This window comes from Streptomyces griseoloalbus, from assembly GCA_014650015.1.
GTDB classification, from domain to species: Bacteria; Actinomycetota; Actinomycetes; order Streptomycetales; family Streptomycetaceae; genus Streptomyces; species Streptomyces griseoloalbus.
In genome coordinates, this window is the sequence record BMUD01000027.1 from 47,471 (window position 1) to 69,772 (window position 22,302).

24 protein-coding genes are annotated in these 22,302 nt (G+C 69.7%); 21 read left to right on the forward strand and 3 right to left on the reverse strand.

Annotated features, from left to right (window positions below; translation table 11 throughout):
* Nucleotide 1 precedes the first annotated feature (1 nt).
* The 12 genes from rpmD (at nucleotide 2) to truA (ending at nucleotide 8,453) form a co-directional block, all read left to right on the forward strand.
* On the forward strand, nucleotides 2-184 hold the full coding sequence (gene rpmD, locus IE178_RS30295) for a 50S ribosomal protein L30 (protein WP_037929587.1): 183 nt from the start codon (nucleotides 2-4) through the stop codon (nucleotides 182-184).
* Nucleotides 185-186: 2 nt separating this feature from the next.
* On the forward strand, nucleotides 187-642 hold the full coding sequence (rplO, locus tag IE178_RS30300) for a 50S ribosomal protein L15 (RefSeq protein ID WP_024883206.1): 456 nt from the start codon (nucleotides 187-189) through the stop codon (nucleotides 640-642).
* Between the two features lie 244 nt (nucleotides 643-886).
* Nucleotides 887-2,200 carry a preprotein translocase subunit SecY gene (secY, locus tag IE178_RS30305; RefSeq protein WP_142193684.1) on the forward strand — a complete coding sequence of 438 codons (1,314 nt, stop codon included), beginning with the start codon at nucleotides 887-889 and terminating at the stop codon, nucleotides 2,198-2,200.
* Complete coding sequence (locus IE178_RS30310) at nucleotides 2,200-2,853, forward strand: adenylate kinase (RefSeq protein ID WP_184761000.1); 654 nt, start codon at nucleotides 2,200-2,202, stop codon at nucleotides 2,851-2,853. The genes secY and IE178_RS30310 overlap by 1 nt, the downstream gene beginning before the upstream one ends.
* A gap of 277 nt (nucleotides 2,854-3,130) precedes the next feature.
* Nucleotides 3,131-3,967, forward strand: coding sequence for a type I methionyl aminopeptidase (gene map, locus IE178_RS30315; protein WP_184761001.1), 837 nt, complete (start codon nucleotides 3,131-3,133; stop codon nucleotides 3,965-3,967).
* Nucleotides 3,968-4,137: 170 nt separating this feature from the next.
* Nucleotides 4,138-4,359, forward strand: a complete 222-nt coding sequence (gene infA / locus IE178_RS30320; protein WP_003948620.1) for a translation initiation factor IF-1 — start codon at nucleotides 4,138-4,140, stop codon at nucleotides 4,357-4,359.
* Between the two features lie 60 nt (nucleotides 4,360-4,419).
* Nucleotides 4,420-4,533 (forward strand): 50S ribosomal protein L36, encoded by a 114-nt coding sequence (gene rpmJ / locus IE178_RS30325; protein ID WP_004984509.1) that lies wholly within the window; start codon nucleotides 4,420-4,422, stop codon nucleotides 4,531-4,533.
* Nucleotides 4,534-4,725: 192 nt separating this feature from the next.
* Entirely contained in the window at nucleotides 4,726-5,106 is a 381-nt protein-coding gene (gene rpsM / locus IE178_RS30330; RefSeq protein ID WP_004984507.1) for a 30S ribosomal protein S13, read from the forward strand.
* A 66-nt stretch (nucleotides 5,107-5,172) separates the two neighbouring features.
* On the forward strand, nucleotides 5,173-5,577 hold the full coding sequence (gene rpsK / locus IE178_RS30335) for a 30S ribosomal protein S11 (protein ID WP_003956432.1): 405 nt from the start codon (nucleotides 5,173-5,175) through the stop codon (nucleotides 5,575-5,577).
* A 144-nt stretch (nucleotides 5,578-5,721) separates the two neighbouring features.
* On the forward strand, nucleotides 5,722-6,744 hold the full coding sequence (locus IE178_RS30340) for a DNA-directed RNA polymerase subunit alpha (RefSeq protein ID WP_003966937.1): 1,023 nt from the start codon (nucleotides 5,722-5,724) through the stop codon (nucleotides 6,742-6,744).
* A gap of 206 nt (nucleotides 6,745-6,950) precedes the next feature.
* Nucleotides 6,951-7,457: a 50S ribosomal protein L17 gene (gene rplQ / locus IE178_RS30345; protein WP_184761002.1), complete on the forward strand. Its 507-nt coding sequence runs from the start codon at nucleotides 6,951-6,953 to the stop codon at nucleotides 7,455-7,457.
* Nucleotides 7,458-7,598: 141 nt separating this feature from the next.
* Nucleotides 7,599-8,453, forward strand: a complete 855-nt coding sequence (truA, locus tag IE178_RS30350) for a tRNA pseudouridine(38-40) synthase TruA (protein WP_184761003.1) — start codon at nucleotides 7,599-7,601, stop codon at nucleotides 8,451-8,453.
* 39 nt (nucleotides 8,454-8,492) lie between these two features.
* Here the strand turns inward: truA and IE178_RS30355 are convergent, their stop codons facing one another.
* A complete protein-coding gene (locus IE178_RS30355) occupies nucleotides 8,493-9,476 on the reverse strand; it encodes a hypothetical protein (RefSeq protein ID WP_318280323.1) in 984 nt (327 codons plus the stop codon).
* A 17-nt stretch (nucleotides 9,477-9,493) separates the two neighbouring features.
* Between IE178_RS30355 and IE178_RS30360 the strand changes: the two genes are divergently transcribed.
* From IE178_RS30360 to IE178_RS30380, 5 genes are all read left to right on the forward strand, one after another.
* Nucleotides 9,494-10,669, forward strand: coding sequence for a CapA family protein (locus IE178_RS30360; RefSeq protein ID WP_184761004.1), 1,176 nt, complete (start codon nucleotides 9,494-9,496; stop codon nucleotides 10,667-10,669).
* A gap of 206 nt (nucleotides 10,670-10,875) precedes the next feature.
* On the forward strand, nucleotides 10,876-13,119 hold the full coding sequence (locus IE178_RS30365; RefSeq protein ID WP_193514504.1) for a HAMP domain-containing protein: 2,244 nt from the start codon (nucleotides 10,876-10,878) through the stop codon (nucleotides 13,117-13,119).
* 6 nt (nucleotides 13,120-13,125) lie between these two features.
* On the forward strand, nucleotides 13,126-14,691 hold the full coding sequence (gene pgsB, locus IE178_RS30370) for a poly-gamma-glutamate synthase PgsB (RefSeq protein WP_193514483.1): 1,566 nt from the start codon (nucleotides 13,126-13,128) through the stop codon (nucleotides 14,689-14,691).
* Between the two features lie 55 nt (nucleotides 14,692-14,746).
* Nucleotides 14,747-15,229 carry a poly-gamma-glutamate biosynthesis protein PgsC/CapC gene (locus tag IE178_RS30375; RefSeq protein WP_184761006.1) on the forward strand — a complete coding sequence of 161 codons (483 nt, stop codon included), beginning with the start codon at nucleotides 14,747-14,749 and terminating at the stop codon, nucleotides 15,227-15,229.
* Between the two features lie 113 nt (nucleotides 15,230-15,342).
* Nucleotides 15,343-16,434, forward strand: coding sequence for a C40 family peptidase (locus tag IE178_RS30380; RefSeq protein ID WP_184761007.1), 1,092 nt, complete (start codon nucleotides 15,343-15,345; stop codon nucleotides 16,432-16,434).
* 27 nt (nucleotides 16,435-16,461) lie between these two features.
* On the opposite strand, the gene IE178_RS30385 is transcribed toward IE178_RS30380, so the two are convergent.
* Nucleotides 16,462-17,346: a hypothetical protein gene (locus tag IE178_RS30385; protein WP_193514484.1), complete on the reverse strand. Its 885-nt coding sequence runs from the start codon at nucleotides 17,344-17,346 to the stop codon at nucleotides 16,462-16,464.
* Nucleotides 17,347-17,420: 74 nt separating this feature from the next.
* Here IE178_RS30385 and IE178_RS30390 point away from each other — a divergent pair, with 74 nt between their 5' ends.
* From IE178_RS30390 to glmM, 4 genes are all read left to right on the forward strand, one after another.
* Nucleotides 17,421-18,617 carry a glycosyltransferase family 87 protein gene (locus IE178_RS30390; protein ID WP_193514485.1) on the forward strand — a complete coding sequence of 399 codons (1,197 nt, stop codon included), beginning with the start codon at nucleotides 17,421-17,423 and terminating at the stop codon, nucleotides 18,615-18,617.
* Between the two features lie 232 nt (nucleotides 18,618-18,849).
* Entirely contained in the window at nucleotides 18,850-19,293 is a 444-nt protein-coding gene (gene rplM, locus IE178_RS30395) for a 50S ribosomal protein L13 (protein WP_184761010.1), read from the forward strand.
* A gap of 41 nt (nucleotides 19,294-19,334) precedes the next feature.
* Nucleotides 19,335-19,847 (forward strand): 30S ribosomal protein S9, encoded by a 513-nt coding sequence (gene rpsI, locus IE178_RS30400; RefSeq protein WP_030831638.1) that lies wholly within the window; start codon nucleotides 19,335-19,337, stop codon nucleotides 19,845-19,847.
* Nucleotides 19,848-20,147: 300 nt separating this feature from the next.
* Nucleotides 20,148-21,506 (forward strand): phosphoglucosamine mutase, encoded by a 1,359-nt coding sequence (gene glmM, locus IE178_RS30405; RefSeq protein WP_193514486.1) that lies wholly within the window; start codon nucleotides 20,148-20,150, stop codon nucleotides 21,504-21,506.
* A gap of 70 nt (nucleotides 21,507-21,576) precedes the next feature.
* On the opposite strand, the gene IE178_RS30410 is transcribed toward glmM, so the two are convergent.
* The gene (locus IE178_RS30410; protein ID WP_193514487.1) at nucleotides 21,577-22,302 is read right to left on the reverse strand and encodes a hypothetical protein; all 726 of its coding nucleotides are present in this window, start codon (nucleotides 22,300-22,302) and stop codon (nucleotides 21,577-21,579) included.

Sequence of the window (22,302 nt, forward strand, 5' to 3'; positions counted from 1 at the left end):
CATGGCGCAGCTCAAGATTACGCAGGTCAAGTCCTACATCGGCAGCAAGCAGAACCACCGCGACACCCTGCGTTCGCTTGGCCTGAAGAGGGTCAACGACGTGGTCGTCAAGGAGGACCGCCCCGAGTTCCGCGGCATGGTGCACACCGTCCGCCACCTCGTGACGGTCGAGGAGGTCGACTGATCATGGCGGAGAACAACCCGCTCAAGATCCACAACCTCCGTCCCGCCCCCGGCGCCAAGACCGCGAAGACCCGTGTCGGTCGTGGTGAGGCGTCGAAGGGTAAGACGGCCGGTCGTGGTACGAAGGGCACCAAGGCCCGTTACCAGGTTCCGGAGCGCTTCGAGGGTGGCCAGATGCCGCTCCACATGCGTCTCCCGAAGCTGAAGGGCTTCAAGAACCCGTTCAAGACCGAGTTCCAGGTCGTCAACCTGGACAAGCTCGCCTCCCTCTACCCCGAGGGTGGAGAGGTCACGGTCGAGGACCTGGTCGCCAAGGGTGCCGTGCGCAAGAACAGCCTCGTCAAGGTCCTGGGCCAGGGCGAGATCTCCGTGGCGCTGCAGGTGACGGTCGACGCCGTCTCCGGCTCCGCCAAGGAGAAGATCACCGCCGCCGGCGGTACCGTCACCGAGCTCGTCTGACCCCGTCAGGTGTCTCGATGACGTAGAACGATCCCGACCGGGGATACCCCACAAAATGGGGTATCCCCGGTTGGTCGTTCCTAGGGCGGCAGGTCGCCGGTAAGGTGGCCTGCGCTGCCCATTGACCTCGGGCGCCCCATGCGGGGCACTCAGGGCGGCAGTTGACCGTTACGTAATCGTCCTTAGTCGGAATCTCAAGACCGTCACCCTTGACGCAGTTGCGCGGGGGGTCGCAGGAGGCACCGTGCTTACCGCGTTCGCCCGGGCGTTCAAGACGCCCGACCTGCGCAAGAAGCTGCTCTTCACGCTCGGCATCATCGTGGTGTATCGGGTCGGTACGCATATCCCGATCCCTGGTGTCGACTACCGGAACGTCCAGACCTGTATCGACGCCGCCCAGGCGAACCAGGGCCTGTTCGGCCTGGTGAACATGTTCAGTGGCGGCGCGCTGCTCCAGATCACGGTCTTCGCGCTGGGCATCATGCCGTACATCACGGCGAGCATCATTCTGCAGCTGCTGACCGTGGTGATCCCGCGCCTGGAGGCCCTGAAGAAGGAGGGCCAGGCCGGTACGGCGAAGATCACGCAGTACACCCGGTACCTGACGGTGGCGCTGGCCATCCTTCAGGGCACGGGCCTGGTGGCCACCGCCCGCAGCGGCGCGCTGTTCCAGGGCTGCCCGGTGGCGAGCCAGATCGTTCCGGACCAGTCGATCTTCGTGACCATCACCATGGTCATCACCATGACCGCCGGTACGGCCGTCGTCATGTGGCTCGGTGAGCTCATCACCGACCGCGGCATCGGCAACGGCATGTCCATCCTGATGTTCATCTCGATCGCCGCGACCTTCCCCTCCGCCCTGTGGGCCATCAAGGAGCAGGGCAGCCTGGCGGACGGGTGGATCGAGTTCGGCACCGTCATCGCCGTGGGTCTGGTCATGGTCGGTCTGGTCGTCTTCGTCGAGCAGGCCCAGCGCCGGATCCCCGTCCAGTACGCGAAGCGCATGATCGGCCGCCGTTCCTACGGCGGCACGTCCACCTACATCCCGCTCAAGGTGAACCAGGCGGGTGTGATCCCGGTCATCTTCGCCTCGTCGCTGCTGTACATCCCGGCGCTGATCGCGCAGTTCTCCAGCGGTACCTCGGGTTGGAAGACCTGGATCGAGGCGCACCTGGTCAAGGGCGACCACCCGATTTACGTCAGCTTGTACTTCTTGCTCATCGTTTTCTTCGCGTTCTTCTACGTGGCGATCTCCTTCAACCCCGAGGAAGTCGCCGACAACATGAAGAAGTATGGTGGCTTCATCCCGGGCATCCGGGCTGGCCGACCGACCGCTGAGTACCTGAGCTACGTGCTCAACCGGATCACCTGGCCGGGTTCGCTGTACTTGGGTCTGATCGCTCTCGTACCGACGATGGCGTTGGTTGGTTTCGGGGCAAACCAGAACTTCCCCTTCGGCGGGACCAGCATCCTGATCATCGTGGGTGTCGGCCTCGAGACGGTGAAGCAGATCGAGAGCCAGCTCCAGCAGCGCAATTACGAAGGGTTCCTCCGCTGATGCGAATCGTCCTCGTCGGGCCGCCGGGTGCCGGTAAGGGTACGCAGGCCACCCGCCTTGCCGAGAAACTGCGCATCCCGCACATCTCCACGGGCGACCTGTTCCGCGCCAACATCAGCCGGCAGACCGAACTCGGGAAGCTCGCGAAGTCCTACATGGACGCAGGCAACCTCGTACCGGACGAGGTCACCATCGCCATGGCCAAGGACCGCATGGAGCAGCCCGACGCCGAGGGCGGTTTCCTGCTGGACGGTTTCCCGCGCAATGTGTCGCAGGCCGGGGCGCTGGACGAGCTGTTGCAGACCGAGGGCATCAAGCTGGACGCGGTTCTCGACCTGGAGGCCCCCGAGGACGAGGTGGTCAAGCGGATCGCCGGGCGGCGGATCTGCCGCAAGGACTCCGCGCACGTCTTCCACGCGACGTACAGCCCGCCGAAGCAGGACGGTGTCTGCGACGTCTGCGGTGGTGAGCTGTACCAGCGTGACGACGACTCCGAGGACACCGTGCGGACGCGGCTGGAGGTCTACCACACGCAGACCGAGCCGATCATCGACTACTACCGGGCGCAGGGCCTGGTCGTGACCATCTCCGCGATGGGGGCGGTCGACGAGGTCACCGGGCGGGCGCTGGAGGCGTTGGAGAGCGGTAAGTAGTTCGTGTTCGTCGGTCGCAGCCGCGGTTCCCTTCGAGGGGCCGCGGCTGTGGCTTGGCGGGGGTGGGTCGCGCGGCCCGGCGGCCGCGGGGTGCCTCCCCCCACTCCCGGTTCGGCTCGAGCGGGGACCCCATCGCCCCAGTGGCACGGCTCCCCGCGGATGGCGTCCCCGCCCGTGGTACGGCGATGTCAGCGGTCCGCCGGGGGCGGAGGCCTTCGGCCCCGTATCGTTGGAAGCGTTCGTGTTCTCCCCTGGTCCAGAAAGGCCGTCGTCCCCCATGGTGCAGATCAAGAGCCCCGAGCAGATCGCCAAGATGCGTGAGGCGGGGCTGGTCGTCGCCGCCATTCACGCGGCCACCCGTGAGGCCGCCGTGCCCGGGGCCACGACGAAGGATCTGGACCAGGTCGCCCGCAAGGTGCTCGCGGAGCACGACGCCAAGCCGAACTTCCTCGGCTACGGCGGTTTCCCCGCGACGATCTGCACCTCGGTCAACGAGGTCGTCGTCCACGGCATCCCCTCCGACGACGTCGTCCTGAAGGACGGCGACATCATCTCCATCGACTGCGGCGCGATCATCGACGGCTGGCACGGTGACGCCGCCTACACGGCCTTCGTCGGGTCGGGTCACTCCCCGGAGCTCGTCGAGCTGTCCCGGGTGACGGAGGAGTCGATGTGGGCCGGCATCGCGGCCATGAAGCAGGGCAACCGGCTCGTCGACATCTCCCGCGCCGTCGAGACGTACATCCGCCGCCAGCCGAAGCCGGGCGGCGGCAAGTACGGGATCATCGAGGACTACGGCGGCCACGGCATCGGCACCGAGATGCACATGGACCCGCACCTGCTGAACTACGTCGACCGCCGCCGGGGCAAGGGCCCCAAGCTGGTCCCGGGCTTCTGTCTCGCCATCGAGCCGATGGTCTCCCTGGGCACCGCGAAGACCGAGGTCCTCTCCGACGACTGGACGGTCATCACGACCGACGGCACCTGGTCCTCCCACTGGGAGCACTCCGTCGCGCTGACCGAGCAGGGCCCGCTGGTCCTGACGGCGCCCGACGGCGGCAAGGCGAAGCTGGCGGAGCTGGGGATCACGGCGGCGCCGGATCCGCTCGGCTGACGCCCGGCCGTCCGGTTAAGGATCTCGGGCGTGGGGCAGACTTCCCCGATTCGTCTTTCCGGGTGCGCTGACGTAGACTGACTCGTCGGCTCTTGTGCACCCGCATGTCTGCATGTACTCACGCGGTGCACGCTGGAGTCGATCAAGGTAGTCGATTCGAAGGGCGAAGCGTGGCCAAGAAGCAAGGTGCCATCGAGATCGAGGGCACTGTCGTCGAGTCTCTTCCGAACGCCATGTTCAAGGTCGAGCTCCAGAACGGCCACCAGGTCCTGGCACACATCAGCGGCAAGATGCGTATGCACTACATCCGCATCCTCCCTGACGACCGGGTCGTGGTGGAGCTGTCTCCGTACGACCTGACGCGTGGCCGGATCGTCTACCGGTACAAGTAGATCTTGCCCGCGCCCCGGTTCGCCGGGGTGATGGCACTGACCCGGAGAACCTCACATCCCATGAAGGTCAAGCCGAGCGTCAAGAAGATCTGCGACAAGTGCAGGGTGATCCGCCGTCACGGCCGGGTCATGATCATCTGCGAGAACCCGCGCCACAAGCAGCGCCAGGGCTGACCGCAGCACGATCGACCCTCTGCGACTTCCGCAGAACTTCGCGCGACGCGAGCAACACACGTTCATACGCAGGACCCGAGCCGCACGGCTCGACACCCCCGGTTCGGAGGCCGGGGACCCAGTTCGTACCTGGTACGGCGGCTGGGATCCGGTCCTGTGGAAGACCTCCGAAGATCAAACTGGAGCCATTGAATGGCACGCGTTTCCGGTGTTGACATCCCGCGCGAAAAGCGCGTGGAGATCGCCCTCACCTACGTGTTCGGTATCGGCCGGACCCTTTCGCAGCAGACGCTGGCCGCCACCGGCGTCGACCCGAACACCCGCGTTCGCGACCTCTCCGAGGAGCAGCTCGTCGCGATCCGCGAGTACGTCGACAACAACATCAAGACCGAGGGTGACCTCCGTCGCGAGATCCAGGCCGACATCCGCCGCAAGGTCGAGATCGGTACCTACCAGGGTCTGCGTCACCGTCGCGGTCTGCCCGTCCGCGGTCAGCGCACCAGCACCAACGCGCGTACCCGCAAGGGCCCGCGTCGCGCCATCGCCGGCAAGAAGAAGCCGGGCAAGAAGTAGTCCGCAGCGGACTCGCCGTCCAGCGGTCTTCGCTGTAGGACCGACCACCTCCCGTAGGAGTTATAGATGCCCCCCAAGGGTCGTCAGGGCGCTGCCAAGAAGGTGCGCCGCAAGGAAAAGAAGAACGTCGCTCACGGCCACGCGCACATCAAGAGCACGTTCAACAACACGATCGTCTCCATCACGGACCCGTCCGGCAACGTGATCTCCTGGGCCTCCGCCGGCCACGTCGGCTTCAAGGGCTCCCGGAAGTCCACGCCGTTCGCCGCGCAGATGGCCGCCGAGTCGGCTGCCCGTCGCGCCCAGGAGCACGGCATGCGCAAGGTCGACGTGTTCGTCAAGGGCCCGGGTTCCGGTCGTGAGACCGCCATCCGTTCGCTCCAGGCGACCGGTCTCGAGGTCGGCTCCATCCAGGACGTCACCCCGACCCCGCACAACGGCTGCCGTCCGCCGAAGCGCCGCCGCGTCTGAGGCAGGCCGCTTTCGGGATGCGGGCGGTACGGCTCTTTCGGGGCGTGCCGCCCGTACCCTTGCAGTACCCGCGCTTTTCACCGGGTGCGGTTTCCGTCGGACGTCAAATAGCGGGCGTCCACGAAAGAAGGATCTGATCCACACATGCTGATCGCTCAGCGTCCCTCGTTGACCGAAGAGGTCGTCGACGAATTCCGCTCCCGGTTCGTGATCGAGCCGCTGGAGCCGGGCTTCGGCTACACCCTCGGCAACTCCCTCCGCCGCACCCTCCTGTCGTCGATCCCCGGTGCCGCTGTCACCAGCATCCGCATCGACGGCGTCCTGCACGAGTTCACCACCGTGCCGGGCGTCAAGGAGGACGTCACCGACCTGATCCTCAACATCAAGCAGCTGGTCGTCTCCTCGGAGCACGACGAGCCGGTCGTGATGTACCTGCGCAAGCAGGGCCCGGGTCTGGTCACCGCCGCGGACATCGCGCCGCCGGCCGGTGTCGAGGTGCACAACCCCGACCTCGTCCTCGCCACGCTCAACGGCAAGGGCAAGCTGGAGATGGAGCTGACGGTCGAGCGCGGCCGCGGTTACGTCTCCGCCGTGCAGAACAAGCAGGTGGGCCAGGAGATCGGCCGTATCCCGGTCGACTCGATCTACTCGCCGGTTCTCAAGGTCACCTACAAGGTCGAGGCGACCCGTGTCGAGCAGCGCACCGACTTCGACAAGCTGATCGTCGACGTCGAGACCAAGCAGGCGATGCGTCCGCGTGACGCCATGGCCTCCGCCGGCAAGACCCTGGTCGAGCTGTTCGGTCTCGCCCGCGAGCTGAACATCGACGCCGAGGGCATCGACATGGGCCCGTCCCCGACGGACGCCGCCCTCGCCGCCGACCTGGCGCTGCCGATCGAGGAGCTGGAGCTCACCGTTCGGTCGTACAACTGCCTCAAGCGTGAGGGCATCCACTCCGTGGGTGAACTCGTCGCGCGGTCCGAGGCGGACCTCCTCGACATCCGCAACTTCGGTGCGAAGTCCATTGACGAGGTCAAGGCCAAGCTCGCGGGTATGGGGCTTGCGCTGAAGGACTCGCCTCCCGGGTTCGACCCGACCGCTGCGGCGGACGCGTTCGGCGCGGACGACGACGCGGATGCGGGCTTCGTGGAGACCGAGCAGTACTGAGGGACCGGGCCTCCCGGTCCGTACTCGGGTGCGGGTGCGCCGTGGCTTGTCGCACCCACGCGACCAAGTCGCGGGTCGGTACCTCCCCGCGCCCCTTCCGGAGGCGCCCCTTCGGGGCTGCCTCCGGATCTCTGACAGACAACCGTCTGCTCAGATACTGACCCCGGTACCTGATACGGCCGGGGCAGACACCTAGGAGAAACACCATGCCGAGGCCCACCAAGGGTGCCCGTCTGGGCGGCAGCGCCGCGCACGAGAAGCTGCTGCTCGCGAACCTCGCGAAGTCGCTGTTCGAGCACGGCCGCATCACCACCACCGAGGCGAAGGCGCGCAAGCTGCGTCCGTACGCCGAGCGTCTGGTCACCAAGGCGAAGAAGGGCGACCTTCACAACCGCCGTCAGGTGCTCCAGGTGATCACGGACAAGAGCATCGTCCACACGCTCTTCACCGAGATCGGCCCGCGGTACGAGAACCGTCCCGGTGGCTACACCCGCATCACCAAGATCGGTAACCGCCGTGGCGACAACGCGCCCATGGCCGTCATCGAGCTGGTCGAGGCGCTGACCGTGGCGCAGGAGGCGACCGGCGAGGCCGAGGCCGCGACGAAGCGCGCCGCCAAGGACGCCGAGGGCGCCGAGGCCACCGAGGCCAAGGCCGACCTGACCAAGGACGAGGCCGCCGAGGCCCCGGCCGAGGAGTCGAAGGACGCGTAAGCGTTTGGCCGGGGACTGTGCGGGGGCGGCTGCGGCACCGTAGTGGCTCGTCGCGCAGTTCCCCGCGCCCCTTCGAGGCGCCGGCGGGTCCGTTCCTTTCGAGGAGCGGGCCCGCTTTCGTGTTGCTGAGAGGATCTTTGTGTGAGTGACGAAGTACAGCCCGGGTTCGTGCGGGTGCGGCTGGACCTTTCCTACGACGGGACCGAGTTCTCGGGCTGGGCCAAGCAGGCCGGCGGGCGGCGGACCGTGCAGGGGGAGATCGAGGACGCGCTGCGCACGGTCACGCGGTCCGGGCAGACGTACGAGCTGACCGTGGCCGGGCGGACCGACGCCGGTGTGCACGCCCGGGGCCAGGTCGCTCACGTCGATCTGCCGCGGGAGGTATGGGCCGAGCACCACACGAAGCTGCTCAAGCGGCTCGCCGGACGGCTGCCGAGGGACGTACGGGTGTGGGCGCTCAGGGAGGCGCCCGGCGGTTTCAACGCCCGGTTCTCCGCGATCTGGCGGCGGTACGCCTACCGCGTCACCGACAACCCCGGCGGGGTGGACCCGCTGCTGCGCGGGCACGTGCTGTGGCACGACTGGCCGCTCGACGTCGACGCCATGAACGAGGCCGCCCGGCGGCTGCTCGGGGAGCACGACTTCGCCGCGTACTGCAAGCGGCGGGAGGGCGCGACGACGATCCGCACGCTTCAGGAGCTGAGCCTGGTGCGGGGCGGGGACGGGATCATCACCGCGACGGTCCGGGCGGACGCCTTCTGCCACAACATGGTGCGCTCGCTGATCGGCGCGCTGCTGTTCGTCGGCGACGGCCACCGCCCGCCGGACTGGCCCGGCACGGTCCTCGCGGCCGGCGTACGGGATTCGGCGGTGCATGTCGTACGCCCGCACGGGCTGACGCTGGAGGAGGTCGGCTACCCGGCGGACGACCTGCTCGCGGCCCGCAGCAAGGAGGCCCGCAACAAGCGGTCCCTGCCGGCGGCCGGCTGCTGCTGAACCGGGCGGCTGCCGCCGGACTGAGCCGGGCGGGCCCGCTCAGTCCTGCGCCCAGTCGGTGAGCAGGCCGGCCACGGCGGTCGCGGCCTCGTCGGCGTCGCGGCCGTCGCCCCGGGCGTCGGGGGCGAGTTCCAGGTGGACGAAGGTCGCGTGCTGCCGCTGGGCCGCCCGGCCCTGGACGTTGGTCGTTCCTTCCAGCGGGCAGCGCGCCGACCAGCCCCGGCAGACCCGCAGCCCGGCCGCCTCCATGCGGTCGGCCAGGGCGGACACCTCGCCGGGAGCGCTCTCCGCCGCACCGGTCGACAGGACGGCGTCGTAGCGGTCCGTGGTGGACTCGGCGAAGCCGTGCAGCTGGACGCCGGGCACGCCGCGCTTCTGCAGCGTCAGGACGATGGTGTGGAAGGCGCTGTCCTCGCGGTGGGCGACATCGGCGGCGTCCCCCCGCCCTGCCCGGCGGTGGGCTCCGGCCAGGACCAGGGCCCCGCCGGGGGTGTCCTCCAGCAGGCGTACGCCGAGCGCCTCGGTCTCCCGGTCGGCCACGGGGTGCGGCACCTGCGCGTTCCAGCGGAGCCGGGAATCCGCGTTCACGTACAGCCGGCCCCATCGTGCGCTCTCGCCCGGGCCGGTCGCCGCGACCTCGTCGTAGCGCCGGCCGGACTCGGTGTCGGTGAGCCGGGTGACGCCGAGTCCGATCGGGGCGAGCAGCCGTTCGGCCTCGCGCGCGTCGCCGTCCAGCAGGCGTCCGACGCCGCGGGCCAGTTGTGTGCGCTGTTCCTCGTCGGGGGGCGCGTAGGGGCCCTCGGGGGTCAGTTCCTCCGTGTACGACAGGACTCGGCTGCGCAGATCGACCAGTTCCCGGGCCGTCGGGTCGGAGTCCCTCGCCGACGGCTCGGAGGCCGACTGACAGCCCGTCAGTGCCAGGATTACACCGATCAGACCCAGAACGTACACGAAGTGTGACTGTCTTGTGATGGTAATGCGGGAGTTGCCTGTGTCGTGCATGTGAACATAACTCGGTGACATTCCGTAAGTCTCTCCGTATGGGTCGTACCGTGACGATCCTGGCGGCCGTGTCCCTCACCGCCGCGTGCGGCTCCGAGGTCGCGGAGCCGCAGGCGAAGCCGGGTGGACGCTCGTTCACCGTGGCCGCCGCTGGTGACATCCTCATCCATCCCGAGCTGGTCGAGCAGGCGGCCAAGGACGCCGAGAGGACCGGCAAGGGCGAGGCGGGACTGGACTTCGGGCCGCTGCTCGCCGGGGTGAAGCCCGTGATCAGCAAGGCCGACCTGGCGATCTGCCACATGGAGACCCCCGTCGGAAAGCCCGAGGGTCCCTTCGAGGGGTACCCGGAATTCCTCGTGCCCCCGCAGATCCTGACGGCGGTCAAGGATGTGGGATACGACACCTGCTCCACGGCCTCCAACCACACCTACGACCACGGCATGAAGGGCGTGCGCAACACGCTCGAGGCCATGGACGAGGTGGGCCTCGGGCACACCGGCTCGGCGCGGACGCCCGAGGAAGCGAAGAAGATCAACATCCGTGACGTCAACGGCGTCAAGGTCGCGCATCTCTCCTACTCGTGGGAGTCCTTCCTCAACCCGACGCCGGAGAACCGGAGCTGGGCCTTCAACCGCAGCAGCACCGAGGAGATCAAGGCGGCCGAGAGCCGGGCCCGTCAACAAGGGGCCGACGTGGTGATCCTCTCGGTCCACTGGGGGCTGGAGCACTACAACGAGCCGAGCGTGCCGCAGCTGGAGATGGCCCAGCGGATCACCGAGGAGACCGGCGTCGACCTGGTGATCGGACACCACGCCCACGTGGTCCAGCCGATCCAGAAGGTCAACGGCACCTGGATCGCCTACAGCCTCGGCAACCAGGTGGCCCGGCACTCCTCCCCGACCGGGCTGACCGAGGAGGGGGCGATCGGCTGGTTCGAGTTCCGGGAGGCGGCCGAGGGCTGGGACGTCACCGCGCGCTACCGCACCACCCTGGTGGACATCCCGCCGGAGACCGAGGCCGGTGAGGAACTGCCCGACGGCGCCGTCGAGGACCACCGGCTGGTGGATGTGCAGGACCGGCTCGACCACCCGGACGGCCTCTCCGACGAGCGGCTCGCCCGCTACCGGCTGGCCGCCGACCGCACCCGCGGCTTCCTCTACAACCGCGGCGCTCCCGGTGGTGACGGCCTTGAACCCCTGACCCTGGGGGAGTGACCAGCAACACAGTCTGTTGGCCGTCAAGGGCACAACCTTGACGGCATTTATCTGTCTATTCAGTGACAGCGCCGCGCGACCGCGGCAGCGGTGCGTCCAGCGGGTGCTGGACACCGCGCAGCGACCAAGGAAGAAGACCGGTGACATCGAGTCGTGCCGCGTACTCCGGGCGGAAGGGGCGGCGACGCAGCCGCAGGCGTGCGGACATGCCGCTCCTGGGCGGCATCCGTCCCCCGATCGCAGTGCTGTGCCTGCTGATCGTCGCGCTGGCCGGTCTGACCGCGAAGGTGCTGGGCCCCGGCGGTGACGTCGTGGTGCCCAAGGCGGTGCTCTCCTCGCAGCAGCACTTCGCCGAGGACGGCGCCATCGCGCTGCGCGCCTCCATCGACGAGCGGGTCACGGACCTGCGGCGCACCGCCGCCGCGCTGCACGCGGGCGAGCCGGAGGAGCCGGAGCGCGTCCTGTCCGACCTGGGCACGACCTACCAGAAGTGGACCGGCACCACGGTGGTCGACCTGGAGAGCGGAAAGGTGCTCGCAGCCCGAGGCGAATCGATTCCTCTGGCCTGGCTTGACCGCGACGTGCTCACCGGCGAGCACGCCCTCACCCCGCGCATGGTGCGCCTGGAGACGGGTGACGTCCGGCTGATGACGATGGCCGTCCTCGACTGGAAGGACAGGCCGCAGCAACTGCTGATCGCCTCCAACAGCCTGTCCGTGCCGGCCATCAACCTGGGCCCCTTCCGCAGCATGGCGGTCGTGGCCCGGGACGGAGAGGTCCTCGCCACCGAGGGTTTCCAGCAGTCCGAGGCCCTCAACTCCGACCAGGAACGCAAAGAGCTGACGTTCCTGCAGAAGCAGATGTCCCGCCTCTCCGACCAGGCCGCCACCCGGACCGAAGAGCACCCGGTCAGCGCCCGGGAGCCCGGCTCCCGGGGGTACCCCGGCGTCAGCGGGACCCTGCTGGGTGACGACTACAGCGGCCGGGTCACCACCGCCGGATACGCCTCGCTCGCCTCCTCCGACCCGGAGGAGAAGGACAGCGTCGCCGCGGGCCTCGGGCTCACCGTGGTGGCCATGCTCCCCGTGGTCCAGCAGCAGGGCGCCGCGGAGACCGGCCGGGAACTGTACGGGCTGGTCGCGGCGGGGGCGCTGGTCGCGCTCGGCCTGCTGGCCGCGGCCGTGCTGTGGGCGGCCGTGCAGCGACCGCTGCTGCGGCTGTTCCTGGAGTCCCGCCGGCTCGCCCGGGGCGACCTGACCCGGCCCGTCGCGGTACCCCGCTGGGGCGAGGCCGCCCGGATCGGCGCCGCCCTGGAACGCCTGCGGGCCCAGCTCGACGGCTCCGGTGAGGGACCCGGCGCCGCCGGCGGCAGGGCCCGCGTCGGTGTCCGCGTACCGCTCGCGGTGACCGCCGTCCTGCTGCTGCTGTGGTGCGTGCCCGTCGGCCTGCTGCTGAACCGCACCGACGGCTCGGTCAGCGTGCCCGCCACCATGGTCAACGACCAGCGCGACCGCACCGACCTGGTCGCCGACCGCGTCCGCCGGGCCCTGAACGAGGCCCAGGCCGACCTCGTCTCCACCTCCCGTCTGATCGACGCCGACGACCCCGGCACCACCGGCGAGCTGCTGACGGACGCCCTGCGCGAGCACACCCGCTACCAGGCGCTGTACGTCGTGGACGACACCGGCGAGGTCGTCGCCCGGGCCGGGGGAGACCCGCACGACTGGAGCGACGCCAAGGACCTGCCCCTGATCCGCGTGTCCGGCAAGGGCGAGCGGAAGCCCGTGATCCAGGCCGGCGCGCCGGTGCCCGGACACCAGGGCACCACCCTCGTCGGCGAGGTACGCGTGGAGTTCCTGAACTCGCTGCTGAAGCGGCCCGGCCTCGGCGAGGTCCGGGTCGTGAACGCCGACGCCGACACCCTCGCCGCCGGCGACGGCTTCCTCGCCTTCGAGGACCTGCCGAACGACGCCCTGCCCGACCTGGTGCGCGCGGGCAATGTGCCGGTGGGCGCCGGGCCGGTCGAGAACGGCCTGCTCATCCGCGACGGCGGCAGCGTCACCGTCGCCGCCGCGGCCCCCTTCTCCGGCGGTGGCGTCGCCTCCGACCTCGGCTGGACCGTCGTCAGCTGGCAGAACGCCAAGGACTTCCAGATCGCCGCCTACGAGCGCGAGGACCGCAGCGTGCTCGCCGGCCTGCTCGGCCTCGCCGCGATCGTCGTCTGCCTCGGCTGGGTGTACCTGGTCGTCGCACGGCCGCTGCGGGCGCTGGCCGCCGGCGCCGAGAAGCTCGCCGACGGAGACCTCAAGACCGTGCACTTCCCCCGCTACCAGGACGAGGTCGGGGCCGTGGTCCGCAGCCTCGAACTGATCCGCCAGCAGTTGCAGGCCCGCCGCCAGAACCAGGCACGCCGGTCCACCGAGCCCCGGCTCGGCGCCGGAGAAAGGTGACCCGCCGTGCTCTACCTGTACTTCGTCCTGCTGGCCGGCAGCCTGTTCCTGCTCGTCGCGGGCATCGTGGAGCAGCGCAGGCACTACGCAGCGCTGCACTCCATCCCGTCCCGCGTGCTCGTCAACGGCATCCGCGGCAAGTCCTCCATCACCCGGCTCTGCGCCGGTGCCCTGCGCGGCGGTGATCTGGTCACCGTGGCCAAGACGACCGGCACGGCCGCACGCTTCATCCACCCCGACGCCACCGAGGAGCCGGTCTACCGCAAGTTCGGCATCGCCAACGTCGTCGAGCAGATCGGCATCGTCCGCCGGGCGGCCACCTACCGTCCCGACGCCCTCGTCATCGAGTGCATGGCGGTCATGCCGGCCCTCCAGGAGGTCAACCAGAGCAAGCTGATCCGCTCCACGATCGGCGTGCTGTGCAACGTCCGCGAGGACCACCTCGCCGAGATGGGCCCCACCCTGGACGACGTGGCCCGCTCGCTGTGCCGGTCGATGCCCGAGGACGGCATCTGCGTCACCGCGGAGAAGGAGCGCTTCCACATCCTCCAGGAGGAGGCGGACGCCCGGAACTGCCGGCTGGTCTACGCCGACCCCGAGATGGTCACCGACGAGGAGCTGCGCGGCTTCAGCTGGTTCACCTTCAAGGAGAACGTGGCGATCGCCCTGGTCGTCGCCGAGCTGCTCGGAGTGGAGCGGAAGGTCGCCCTTCAGGGCATGTACGACGCCCCGCCGGACCCGGGCGTGCTCTCCGTGGAGCGCTACGCCACCCCCGAGGGCAAGCGGCTCGCCTTCGCCAACGTGTTCGCGGCCAACGACCCCGAGTCGACGCTGATGAACATCAACCAGCTGCTCGACCTCGGCGCCATCCGCCGGCCGCTCAACGTCGTGATCAACTGCCGTCCGGACCGCGTGGAGCGCAACGGGCAGATGGGCGAGATCATCCCCGACCTGGAGCCGGACAACGTCTTCGTCATCGGGCACCCGTCCAAGAGCGCCATCGACGCCATTCCCGCCGAGTGGCGCGACCGGGCGGTCGACCTGGGCGGTGAGCGGCGGTCCGCCGACGAGTTCATGCCCACCCTGCTCGATCGCATGTCCGACGGCTCCTCCCTCGTCGCCATCGGCAACATCCACGGCCAGGGCGAGGAACTCCTGGAGTACCTGGCCGAACTCCCGGCGGACGACAGCGACACCGGTGAGGACGCGCCGAGCCCGGCCGACGCGGCCCCGGCGCAGGCCCAGGCGCCGCGCCTGGACCCGTTCGCGTCCTACCCGACGGCGTACGAGGAGCGCTACCAGGCGTCGCAGACCCAGGAGATCCCGGTACTCCGCATCCCCGCCCAGTCGACCGGACCGTACGGACAGCACCGGCAGCAGGAGCAGCACCAGCACGGGCAGCAGCCGTACGGACAGCACGAGCAGGGCCCGTCGTACGGCCCTGCCCACGAGCCCTATCCGTACTACGACGACCCGTTCTTCGCAGACCCCCACGACGTGTCCCACGACGTGCCCCACGACGGAACCCGGTATCCGACCGCAGAGGGCGGCGGACCGACCCCGCGCCGCTGACCCCCCCCGCGGGCCGCCCGCCTCGCCCACCCCGTTCACCCGCCCGGAGACCCCGTTGACCACCGCCGCACTGACCCCCGAGATGGCCGCCCTGGGCATCGCCATAGGCCTGTTCTTCTCGCTGCTGTGCTACCTCACCACCAATCTGTCCCCCGGTGGAATGATCACGCCGGGCTGGATCGCGCTGACCCTCATCGAGGACCTTCAGCGCGCGGCCATGATGGTGGGCGTCACCGCGCTGACCTACGCGGGCACCAAGATCATGCAGCGGCTGGTGATCCTCTACGGCAAGCGGCTGTTCGCCGCGGTGGTGCTGCTGGGCGTGCTGCTCCAGGCCACGGTGATGATCGTGCTCTCGATCGAGTTCCCGCTGCTGTACGGCAACCAGACCCTCGGGTTCATCGTGCCCGGCCTGGTCGCCTACCAGATGGTGCGCCAGCCCAAGGGCGCCACCCTGCTGGCCACGGGCACCGTCTCCCTCATGGCCTACATCGTCGTCGCCGCCGGCCTGCTGCTCGGCGTCATGCCCACCGTCTGAACCGCTTCAGACCACTTGAGACCACTCAGACCCACCGTCTGGGAACCGCTCAGACCCACCGTCTGGGAACCGCTCAGACCACTGAGAACCGAATGACAACCGAGGAGTAAACGGTGGCAGGGAAAGCGAAGAAGAAGTCGCGACCGGTCGTCTCGGGCCTCGTGGTGCTGGCGCTCGTCGCGACCTCCGGCTACCTCACCCTGGAACTGCGCAAGCAGGAGGAGCCCGGGATCGCGGAGGTCAGGAACGTCGGCGTCCTGGACGGGGCCAAGGGCTCCGGCGGCGGCACCGCCGAGGACCGGGGCGAGGAGCGCTGGACCCGGCTGGAGAACCCCGCGCGCTCCGTGCTGCGCGACGGTGACGGCCGGATCCAGGCCGTCTTCACCGACGGGGCGCGCAGCGCCACGCTGACCGGGCCGGCGCGCACCTTCGAGGAGCCGACCTCGACCTCCTCCAAGGTCTCCACCACGGACTGGGTCCGGCTCATGCCCGAATCCTGGAAGAAGGGCGCCGAGAAGGAGAAGTGGTTCAAGGAGTGGTACGCCGAGTACAAGGGCAGCAAGGAGGACGACCTGTTCGCCTTCGCCTTCCAGTACGTGGCGGGCGCCCCGCAGAAGAAGGACGAGCAGGGCACCGTCTACGCCGGTGACGCGAACTTCGGTCCGCTGAACACCTCCGGCGCCGAGGGCGGCGACCTGCGTCTGGAGCAGTCCGACTTCTACGACTACCTCGGCGTCCCGTACCCGTTCCGGGACGGTGCGGTCGGCACCCCGGAGGCGATGCGCGCCAAGGCGCTGGACTGCTCCGGCTTCATCCGCATGGTGCTCGGCTACCGCGCCCGCTACCCGCTGATGTCCGCGGACAGCGGCTCCGGCGACGGTCTCCCGCGCACCGCCAACGGCATGGCCCGCTCCGACGAGGGCGTCGACGTGCTCCCGCTGGCCGGGGTGTCGCCGGAGGACCGGCCGTCCGCCATCGACCAGCTCCAGCCCGGCGACCTCGTCTTCTTCAAGCTCGACACCCGCACCAAGGAGCGGCTCGACCACGTGGGCATGGTGCTCGGCTACGACACCGAGGGCCACCTGATCTTCGTCTCCAGCCGGGAAGAGGTCAACGGGCCGACCATCGGCGACATCGGCGGCGTCTCCCGCCTGGACGGCAACGGCTACTACGCCAAGACGCTGCGCAGCGCCAAGCGCCTGTGACCGGCTGATCCCGCCCCGGCGGCGGCGCTACTCGTTCGCCGCCGCCGAGGCCTGGGCCTCGCCCCTGCGGCGGATCTGACGGAACGTGAACTCCTGGAGGTCGTCGCCGGTGGAGAAGACGGCCGTGTCCTTGGGCGTCACGTCCTCGCCATTCGTGAAGCCAGCGAGGGTGAAGTAGGCGTAGCGCCCGTAGGAGTTGGTGGTCGAGCGGCAGACCGCGCCGACGCAGAAGTCCTTGACGCCGCCGCCCGAGAGCGACTTGACGATGCTCTTCGTGTCGGCCTGCTGCTTGGCCCCGATCGCCTGGGCCTCGGTGCCGAAGACGGCCACGCCGACCGTCACCGCCACGCCGTCCTTGGTGTACGTGACGCGGATCAGGCGGGTGCAGTCGTTGTCCGTGAGCACCTTGGGGAGCGTGGCCTTCGCGGCCGAGGCGCAGTTCTCGGTGTCGGCCGTCGGGCCCTTCTTGTACACCGTCTCGCCCATGGTCAGCTGGGTGCCCGGGAAGAGGATGTCGGGGCTCAGCGGCGCCTTGTCCTTCCGCGCGCTGGCGATGAAGTCCTTCGGGTCCAGCGGGGGCGGGGCGCTCGTCGGGGCGAAGGACGGGACCGTGCCCGTGGCGCTCGGTAGGTCGGCGGCCCCGGGCAGCTGGGAGGAGGTGCCCGGAGAGGTCTGGTCACCGCCACCGTTCGCGGAGACGACGGCGACCGCGACGGCCGCGCCTATCGCGACGGTGGCGAGTGCGCCACCGCCGATGAACAGCAGCCTGCGCCGCTTGGCGCGTGCCTCGGACGCGTCGGCGAGCGCGGCCCAGTCGGGCGACTGGTCGGCGCCGCCGCTGTTCCAGGGCTGCTGGTTATTCGGTTTCCAGGGATCCCACTGCTGCTGAGGTCCCCCCTGCCCAAAGCTCATGGGGCCCACTTTAGACGGGGCAAGGGGTGTGCTGGTCCGCCTCAACGCTGCTCCCAGGCCCTAGCGTTGCCCCCATGGCGACGGGCAAAAGCGACATCTCCGGGTGGTTGGTGCGACCTGCGAGCGGGCACCTGTGGACCGGACTCGCGGCGCTGCTGGGGGCGCTGACGATCCATACGGTGCTGGTGACCTCGGACGGAGGCATGGACAACGCGATCGTCGTCGACGCCGCGCGGACCTGGCTGGCCGGCCGTTCGCCGTATGACGATCCGCACTTCCTCTATTTCCCGAGCGCGGTCGTGGCCGCCGTGCCGCAGGCGCTGCTGCCGCGCCCCGTGGTCGACGTCCTGGTGCCGTCGGCGGTGACCGTCGCTCTCGCGCTCGGCTGGGCCTGTGCCCTGCGCCTGTACCGCGTACCGCTGCGCAGCAGGCTCGCCGCCCTCGGGCTGCTGGGCCTGGCGGCCGGTTTCGCGCCGTTCGGGCAGCTGGTGCGGCTGGGCAACTGGACGGTGACGGCCGCGCTGGCGCTGCCGCTGTGCCTGCTGCTGGCGAGCCGGGGCCGGTGGGTGGCGGCGGGCGCGGTCATCGGCGTGGCCGTGGCGCTGAAGCCGCTGCTCGCGCCGATGGCGCTGCTCTTCCTCTTCGCGCGCCGGTGGCGGGCGCTGGCCGTCCTGGTGCTGGTGCCCTCGGTCGCCTCCGTCTCGGCGGCGCTGCTGCTGCCCGACCCGACGGGCTTCCTCACCCGCACCCTGCCCTTCCTGCTGCGCGGCGACGACACGTTCGTACGGCTCTACGAGGCCTCGCCGGCGGCGGTGCTGCCCCGGCTCGGCGTGCCCGAGGCCCCGGCCGCCCTGCTCGGCCTGCTCGTGGCGGCCGTCGGCGTGGTGTGCGCGTACCGGCGCTGGCGCGGGCCCGGCCCGGTGCCGCTGCGGCTGGCGGAGACGTCCGCGGGGCTGATGCTCTCGGCGTTCCTGGTCTCGCGGCCCTCCTACAACCACTACCTCCTGGTCGTCCTGCCGCTGCTGCTCGCCGGTCTGCCGTACGCCGGCGCGGTGGCCCGGCGGCCCTGGTTCTGGCTCGCCCTGGTGCCGCAGCTGCCGGGGGTGACGTGGCCGTGGCTGGAGTCGGAGCGGCGCCGGTCCTTCCGGGACGCGTTCACGCTGTGTGTGCTGGCGGTGACGGTCGCGCGCCACTGCGTGCGGGGGACGCGGGGGGTCGACGAGCCGGACGCGTCGCCCGGGAGGGAGCGTTCCGCCGTAGAATCGGCGTAGCCCACCGACGGCGGTCTCGTTTTGACCCGTCCGGCCGAGCGTGGGTATCCTGCATGTTCGTTGTGTGTAGTGGCTTACTCATTCTCACGTGAGGGGCCCTTACACCGGTCCACCGGGCCGATGACCAGCGACCAGCACGCGGTTTGCGTCACCGCTGTGCGGTCAGGGCTGTCGTGATCGTCTTCGGTGACCTTGTCAGGACCATTCACTGAAGAAGCGAAGGCTACGAACCGTGCGTACGTACAGCCCCAAGCCCGGCGATGTGACGCGCCAGTGGCACGTCATCGACGCCCAGGACATCGTCCTGGGCCGTCTGGCCTCCACTGCGGCCTCCATCCTGCGCGGCAAGCACAAGCCGATCTACGCGCCCCACGTCGACACCGGTGACTTCGTCATCATCATCAACGCGGACAAGGTGCACCTCTCCGGCAACAAGCGGACTCAGAAGATGGCGTACCGCCACTCGGGCTACCCGGGTGGTCTGCGCTCCGTCCGTTACGACGAGCTGCTGGCGAAGAACCCCGAGAAGGCCATCGAGAAGGCCGTCAAGGGCATGCTCCCCAAGAACACCCTGGGCCGTCAGATGCTCACGAAGCTGAAGGTCTACTCGGGCGACCAGCACCCGCACGCTGCCCAGCAGCCGGTGCCGTTCGAGATCACCCAGGTCGCGCAGTAAGTCCGGCCACCCCTAAGACTGAACAGAATCTGAGGAGAATCGTGGCCGAGACCACTGCCGAGCAGCCGCTCGAAGAGCTTGACATCGACAGCTACACCACCGAGTCCGAGGTCCCCGTCGAGGGTGAGTACACCTCGGAGTCCATGGCCTCCCGCTTCGGCGAGCCCCAGCCGGCCGCCGGCCTGGGCCGTCGCAAGAACGCCATCGCCCGCGTCCGGATCGTCCCGGGCTCCGGCAAGTGGAAGATCAACGGTCGCACCCTCGAGGACTACTTCCCGAACAAGGTGCACCAGCAGGAAGTCAACGAGCCCTTCAAGGTGCTCGAGCTCGAGGGCCGTTACGACGTCATCGCCCGCATCGCGGGTGGCGGTGTCTCCGGTCAGGCCGGTGCGCTCCGTCTCGGTGTCGCCCGCGCGCTGAACGAGGCCGACGTCGACAACAACCGCGGCCCGCTGAAGAAGGCCGGCTTCCTCAAGCGCGACGACCGTGCGGTCGAGCGCAAGAAGGCCGGTCTGAAGAAGGCCCGCAAGGCCCCGCAGTACAGCAAGCGCTAATCACGGGACGCTCGCGCGTACTCCGAACGCCCCGGCGGCACGCCACAGTGCTGCCGGGGCGTTCGTTTATTCAGGGCTGTGGGCGTATAACGGCACAAGGCGCTCAAAGGCTAATGTGATCGGATGGTCGGGCATTGGGTGCCCGGAGATGCGGAGCCGCACACGCATCGCGACCGTCGCACACGGCACACACTCCGTCAGCGGCGCAACCGTAAGCCGCCCGGGCGGGTCCAACGCCTCGGTACGACCGTGGCAGGGCCTCGGTACGGCTTCCATACTGACGCTTCCTCAGGAGGACAAGTGGGACGACTCTTCGGCACGGACGGCGTGCGCGGTGTCGCCAACGCGGACCTGACGGCGGAGATGGCGCTCGGCCTGTCCGTCGCCGCCGCGCACGTACTGGCCGAGGCGGGCACGTTCGAAGGCCACCGGCCCACCGCCGTGGTCGGACGTGACCCGCGTGCGTCCGGGGAGTTCCTGGAGGCCGCCGTGGTGGCGGGCCTCGCGAGCGCGGGCGTGGACGTCCTGCGGGTCGGCGTGCTGCCGACGCCCGCGGTGGCGCATCTGACCGGGGCGCTCGGCGCCGACCTCGGTGTGATGCTCTCCGCGAGCCACAACGCCATGCCGGACAACGGCATCAAGTTCTTCGCCCGCGGCGGCCACAAGCTCGCCGACGAGCTGGAGGACCGGATCGAGTCCGTGTACGAGGAGCACCGCACCGGCGCCCCCTGGGACCGCCCGACCGGCGCCGGTGTCGGCCGCGTGCGCGACTACGACGAGGGCGTGGACACGTACGTCGCCCACCTCCTCGGCGCCCTCCCGAACCGGTTGGACGGTCTGCGGATCGTCCTCGACGAGGCGCACGGCGCCGCCGCCAAGGTCTCGCCGGAGGCGTTCACCCGCGCCGGCGCCGAGGTCGTCACCCTCGGTGCCGACCCGGACGGGCTCAACATCAACGACGGCTGCGGCTCGACCCACCTGGACCTGCTGAAGGCCGCGGTCGTCGAGCACGGGGCCGACCTGGGCATCGCGCACGACGGCGACGCGGACCGCTGCCTGGCCGTGGACCACACCGGTGCGGAGGTCGACGGCGACCAGATCCTCGCCGTGCTCGCGCTGGCGATGCGGGAGCGTTCCGCACTGCGCTCCGACACCGTCGTCGCGACCGTGATGTCCAACCTCGGCTTCAAGCTCGCCATGGAGCGCGAGGGCATCCGGCTCGTGCAGACCGCGGTCGGCGACCGGTACGTCCTGGAGGAGATGAAGGAGAAGGACTACGCCCTCGGCGGCGAGCAGTCCGGCCACGTCATCGTCCTCGACCACGCGACGACCGGCGACGGCACGCTCACCGGGCTGCTGCTCGCGGCGCGGGTCGCCCAGACCGGGCGTCCGCTGCGGGAGCTGGCGTCGGTGATGGAGCGCCTCCCGCAGGTCCTCATCAACGTCCCCGACGTGGACAGGTCCCGCGTGAAGACCTCCGGGGAACTCGCGGCGGCCGTCACCGAGGCCGAGCGCGAACTGGGCGAGACCGGCCGCGTCCTCCTCCGCCCCTCCGGCACCGAACCGCTGGTCCGCGTCATGGTCGAGGCCGCCGACATCGACCAGGCCCGCTCGGTGGCGGGCCGGCTGGCGGACGCGGTGAAGTCGGCGCTGGGGTAGTACCGGCGCGCTCCCGAAACGGCGGACGGCGGGGACACCATCAGGTGCCCCCGCCGTCCGCCGTGTCGGATCAGTGCCGGTGGTTGAGGTTGTCCTCCACCAGGTACTCCGGATAGCCGAACCGCTGCCCGAGAGCGACGAAAACGTCGTGGCTCGACGTGTCGATCTCCACGAAGTACGCCTTCAGGGCACGCAGGAACAGCCGGTAGCCCAGGTCGGCACAGGCCTCGGTGACGACCTGCCGCAGTGCGGGGACGAGGCCGCGCACAGGGAGCCCGTAGCCGGGGTCCGAGGCCGCACGGTCCAGGTCCCCCGCGACCGGGCGGATCACCCCGAGGACGGCCTGCCGCGCCCCCTCGTCCAGCACCGGCTGGGCCGGCGGAGGCGTGAAGGCGGGATCCTCCTCACGGACCCGGATGAGCCAGGCGTCCTCCAGCGCTCGCAGCCAGGCGCGGGCGCCGAAGCCGTACGCCTCCGGGTCGGAGGTGCCGTGCGTGGCGCCGAGCCACACCGTGCGGATGGTTCCGTCCGGCAGCGGCGACTCGACCAGAGTGCGGATGTCCTGCCCCAGTCGTACGGCTCTGGACCGGTCGAAGTTCTCCACCGCGGATGCGGGGAGCGTGAGCCACCACGCCGACGGCCCGCCGTCGGGCAGGAAGCGCTCGGCGTCCTCCGGGGAGAGCTCGTCGGGGACGTTCCACTTGGAGGTCACCCAGCTGAGTCCGATGTCCTCCACGAAGGCGTCTTCCAGGTACTCGCTCAGGGCGCCCGGTCCTTTCCCGGTTCCGTCGGTCAT

Excerpts from the sequence above, each read along its gene's own strand:
- rpsM (WP_004984507.1), top strand. The coding sequence starts at position 4,726 with ATGGCACGCGTTTCCGGTGTTGACATCCCGCGCGAAAAGCGCGTGGAG.
- IE178_RS30360 (WP_184761004.1), top strand. The coding sequence starts at position 9,494 with ATGGGTCGTACCGTGACGATCCTGGCGGCCGTGTCCCTCACCGCCGCG.
- IE178_RS30365 (WP_193514504.1), top strand. The coding sequence starts at position 10,876 with ATGCCGCTCCTGGGCGGCATCCGTCCCCCGATCGCAGTGCTGTGCCTG.
- IE178_RS30355 (WP_318280323.1), bottom strand. The coding sequence starts at position 9,476 with ATGTCACCGAGTTATGTTCACATGCACGACACAGGCAACTCCCGCATT.
- IE178_RS30390 (WP_193514485.1), top strand. The coding sequence starts at position 17,421 with ATGGCGACGGGCAAAAGCGACATCTCCGGGTGGTTGGTGCGACCTGCG.
- IE178_RS30385 (WP_193514484.1), bottom strand. The coding sequence starts at position 17,346 with ATGAGCTTTGGGCAGGGGGGACCTCAGCAGCAGTGGGATCCCTGGAAA.
- map (WP_184761001.1), top strand. The coding sequence starts at position 3,131 with ATGGTGCAGATCAAGAGCCCCGAGCAGATCGCCAAGATGCGTGAGGCG.
- IE178_RS30340 (WP_003966937.1), top strand. The coding sequence starts at position 5,722 with ATGCTGATCGCTCAGCGTCCCTCGTTGACCGAAGAGGTCGTCGACGAA.
- IE178_RS30310 (WP_184761000.1), top strand. The coding sequence starts at position 2,200 with ATGCGAATCGTCCTCGTCGGGCCGCCGGGTGCCGGTAAGGGTACGCAG.
- IE178_RS30410 (WP_193514487.1), bottom strand. The coding sequence starts at position 22,302 with ATGACCGACGGAACCGGGAAAGGACCGGGCGCCCTGAGCGAGTACCTG.
- rplO (WP_024883206.1), top strand. The coding sequence starts at position 187 with ATGGCGGAGAACAACCCGCTCAAGATCCACAACCTCCGTCCCGCCCCC.
- rplQ (WP_184761002.1), top strand. The coding sequence starts at position 6,951 with ATGCCGAGGCCCACCAAGGGTGCCCGTCTGGGCGGCAGCGCCGCGCAC.
- rpmJ (WP_004984509.1), top strand. The coding sequence starts at position 4,420 with ATGAAGGTCAAGCCGAGCGTCAAGAAGATCTGCGACAAGTGCAGGGTG.
- rpmD (WP_037929587.1), top strand. The coding sequence starts at position 2 with ATGGCGCAGCTCAAGATTACGCAGGTCAAGTCCTACATCGGCAGCAAG.
- rpsK (WP_003956432.1), top strand. The coding sequence starts at position 5,173 with ATGCCCCCCAAGGGTCGTCAGGGCGCTGCCAAGAAGGTGCGCCGCAAG.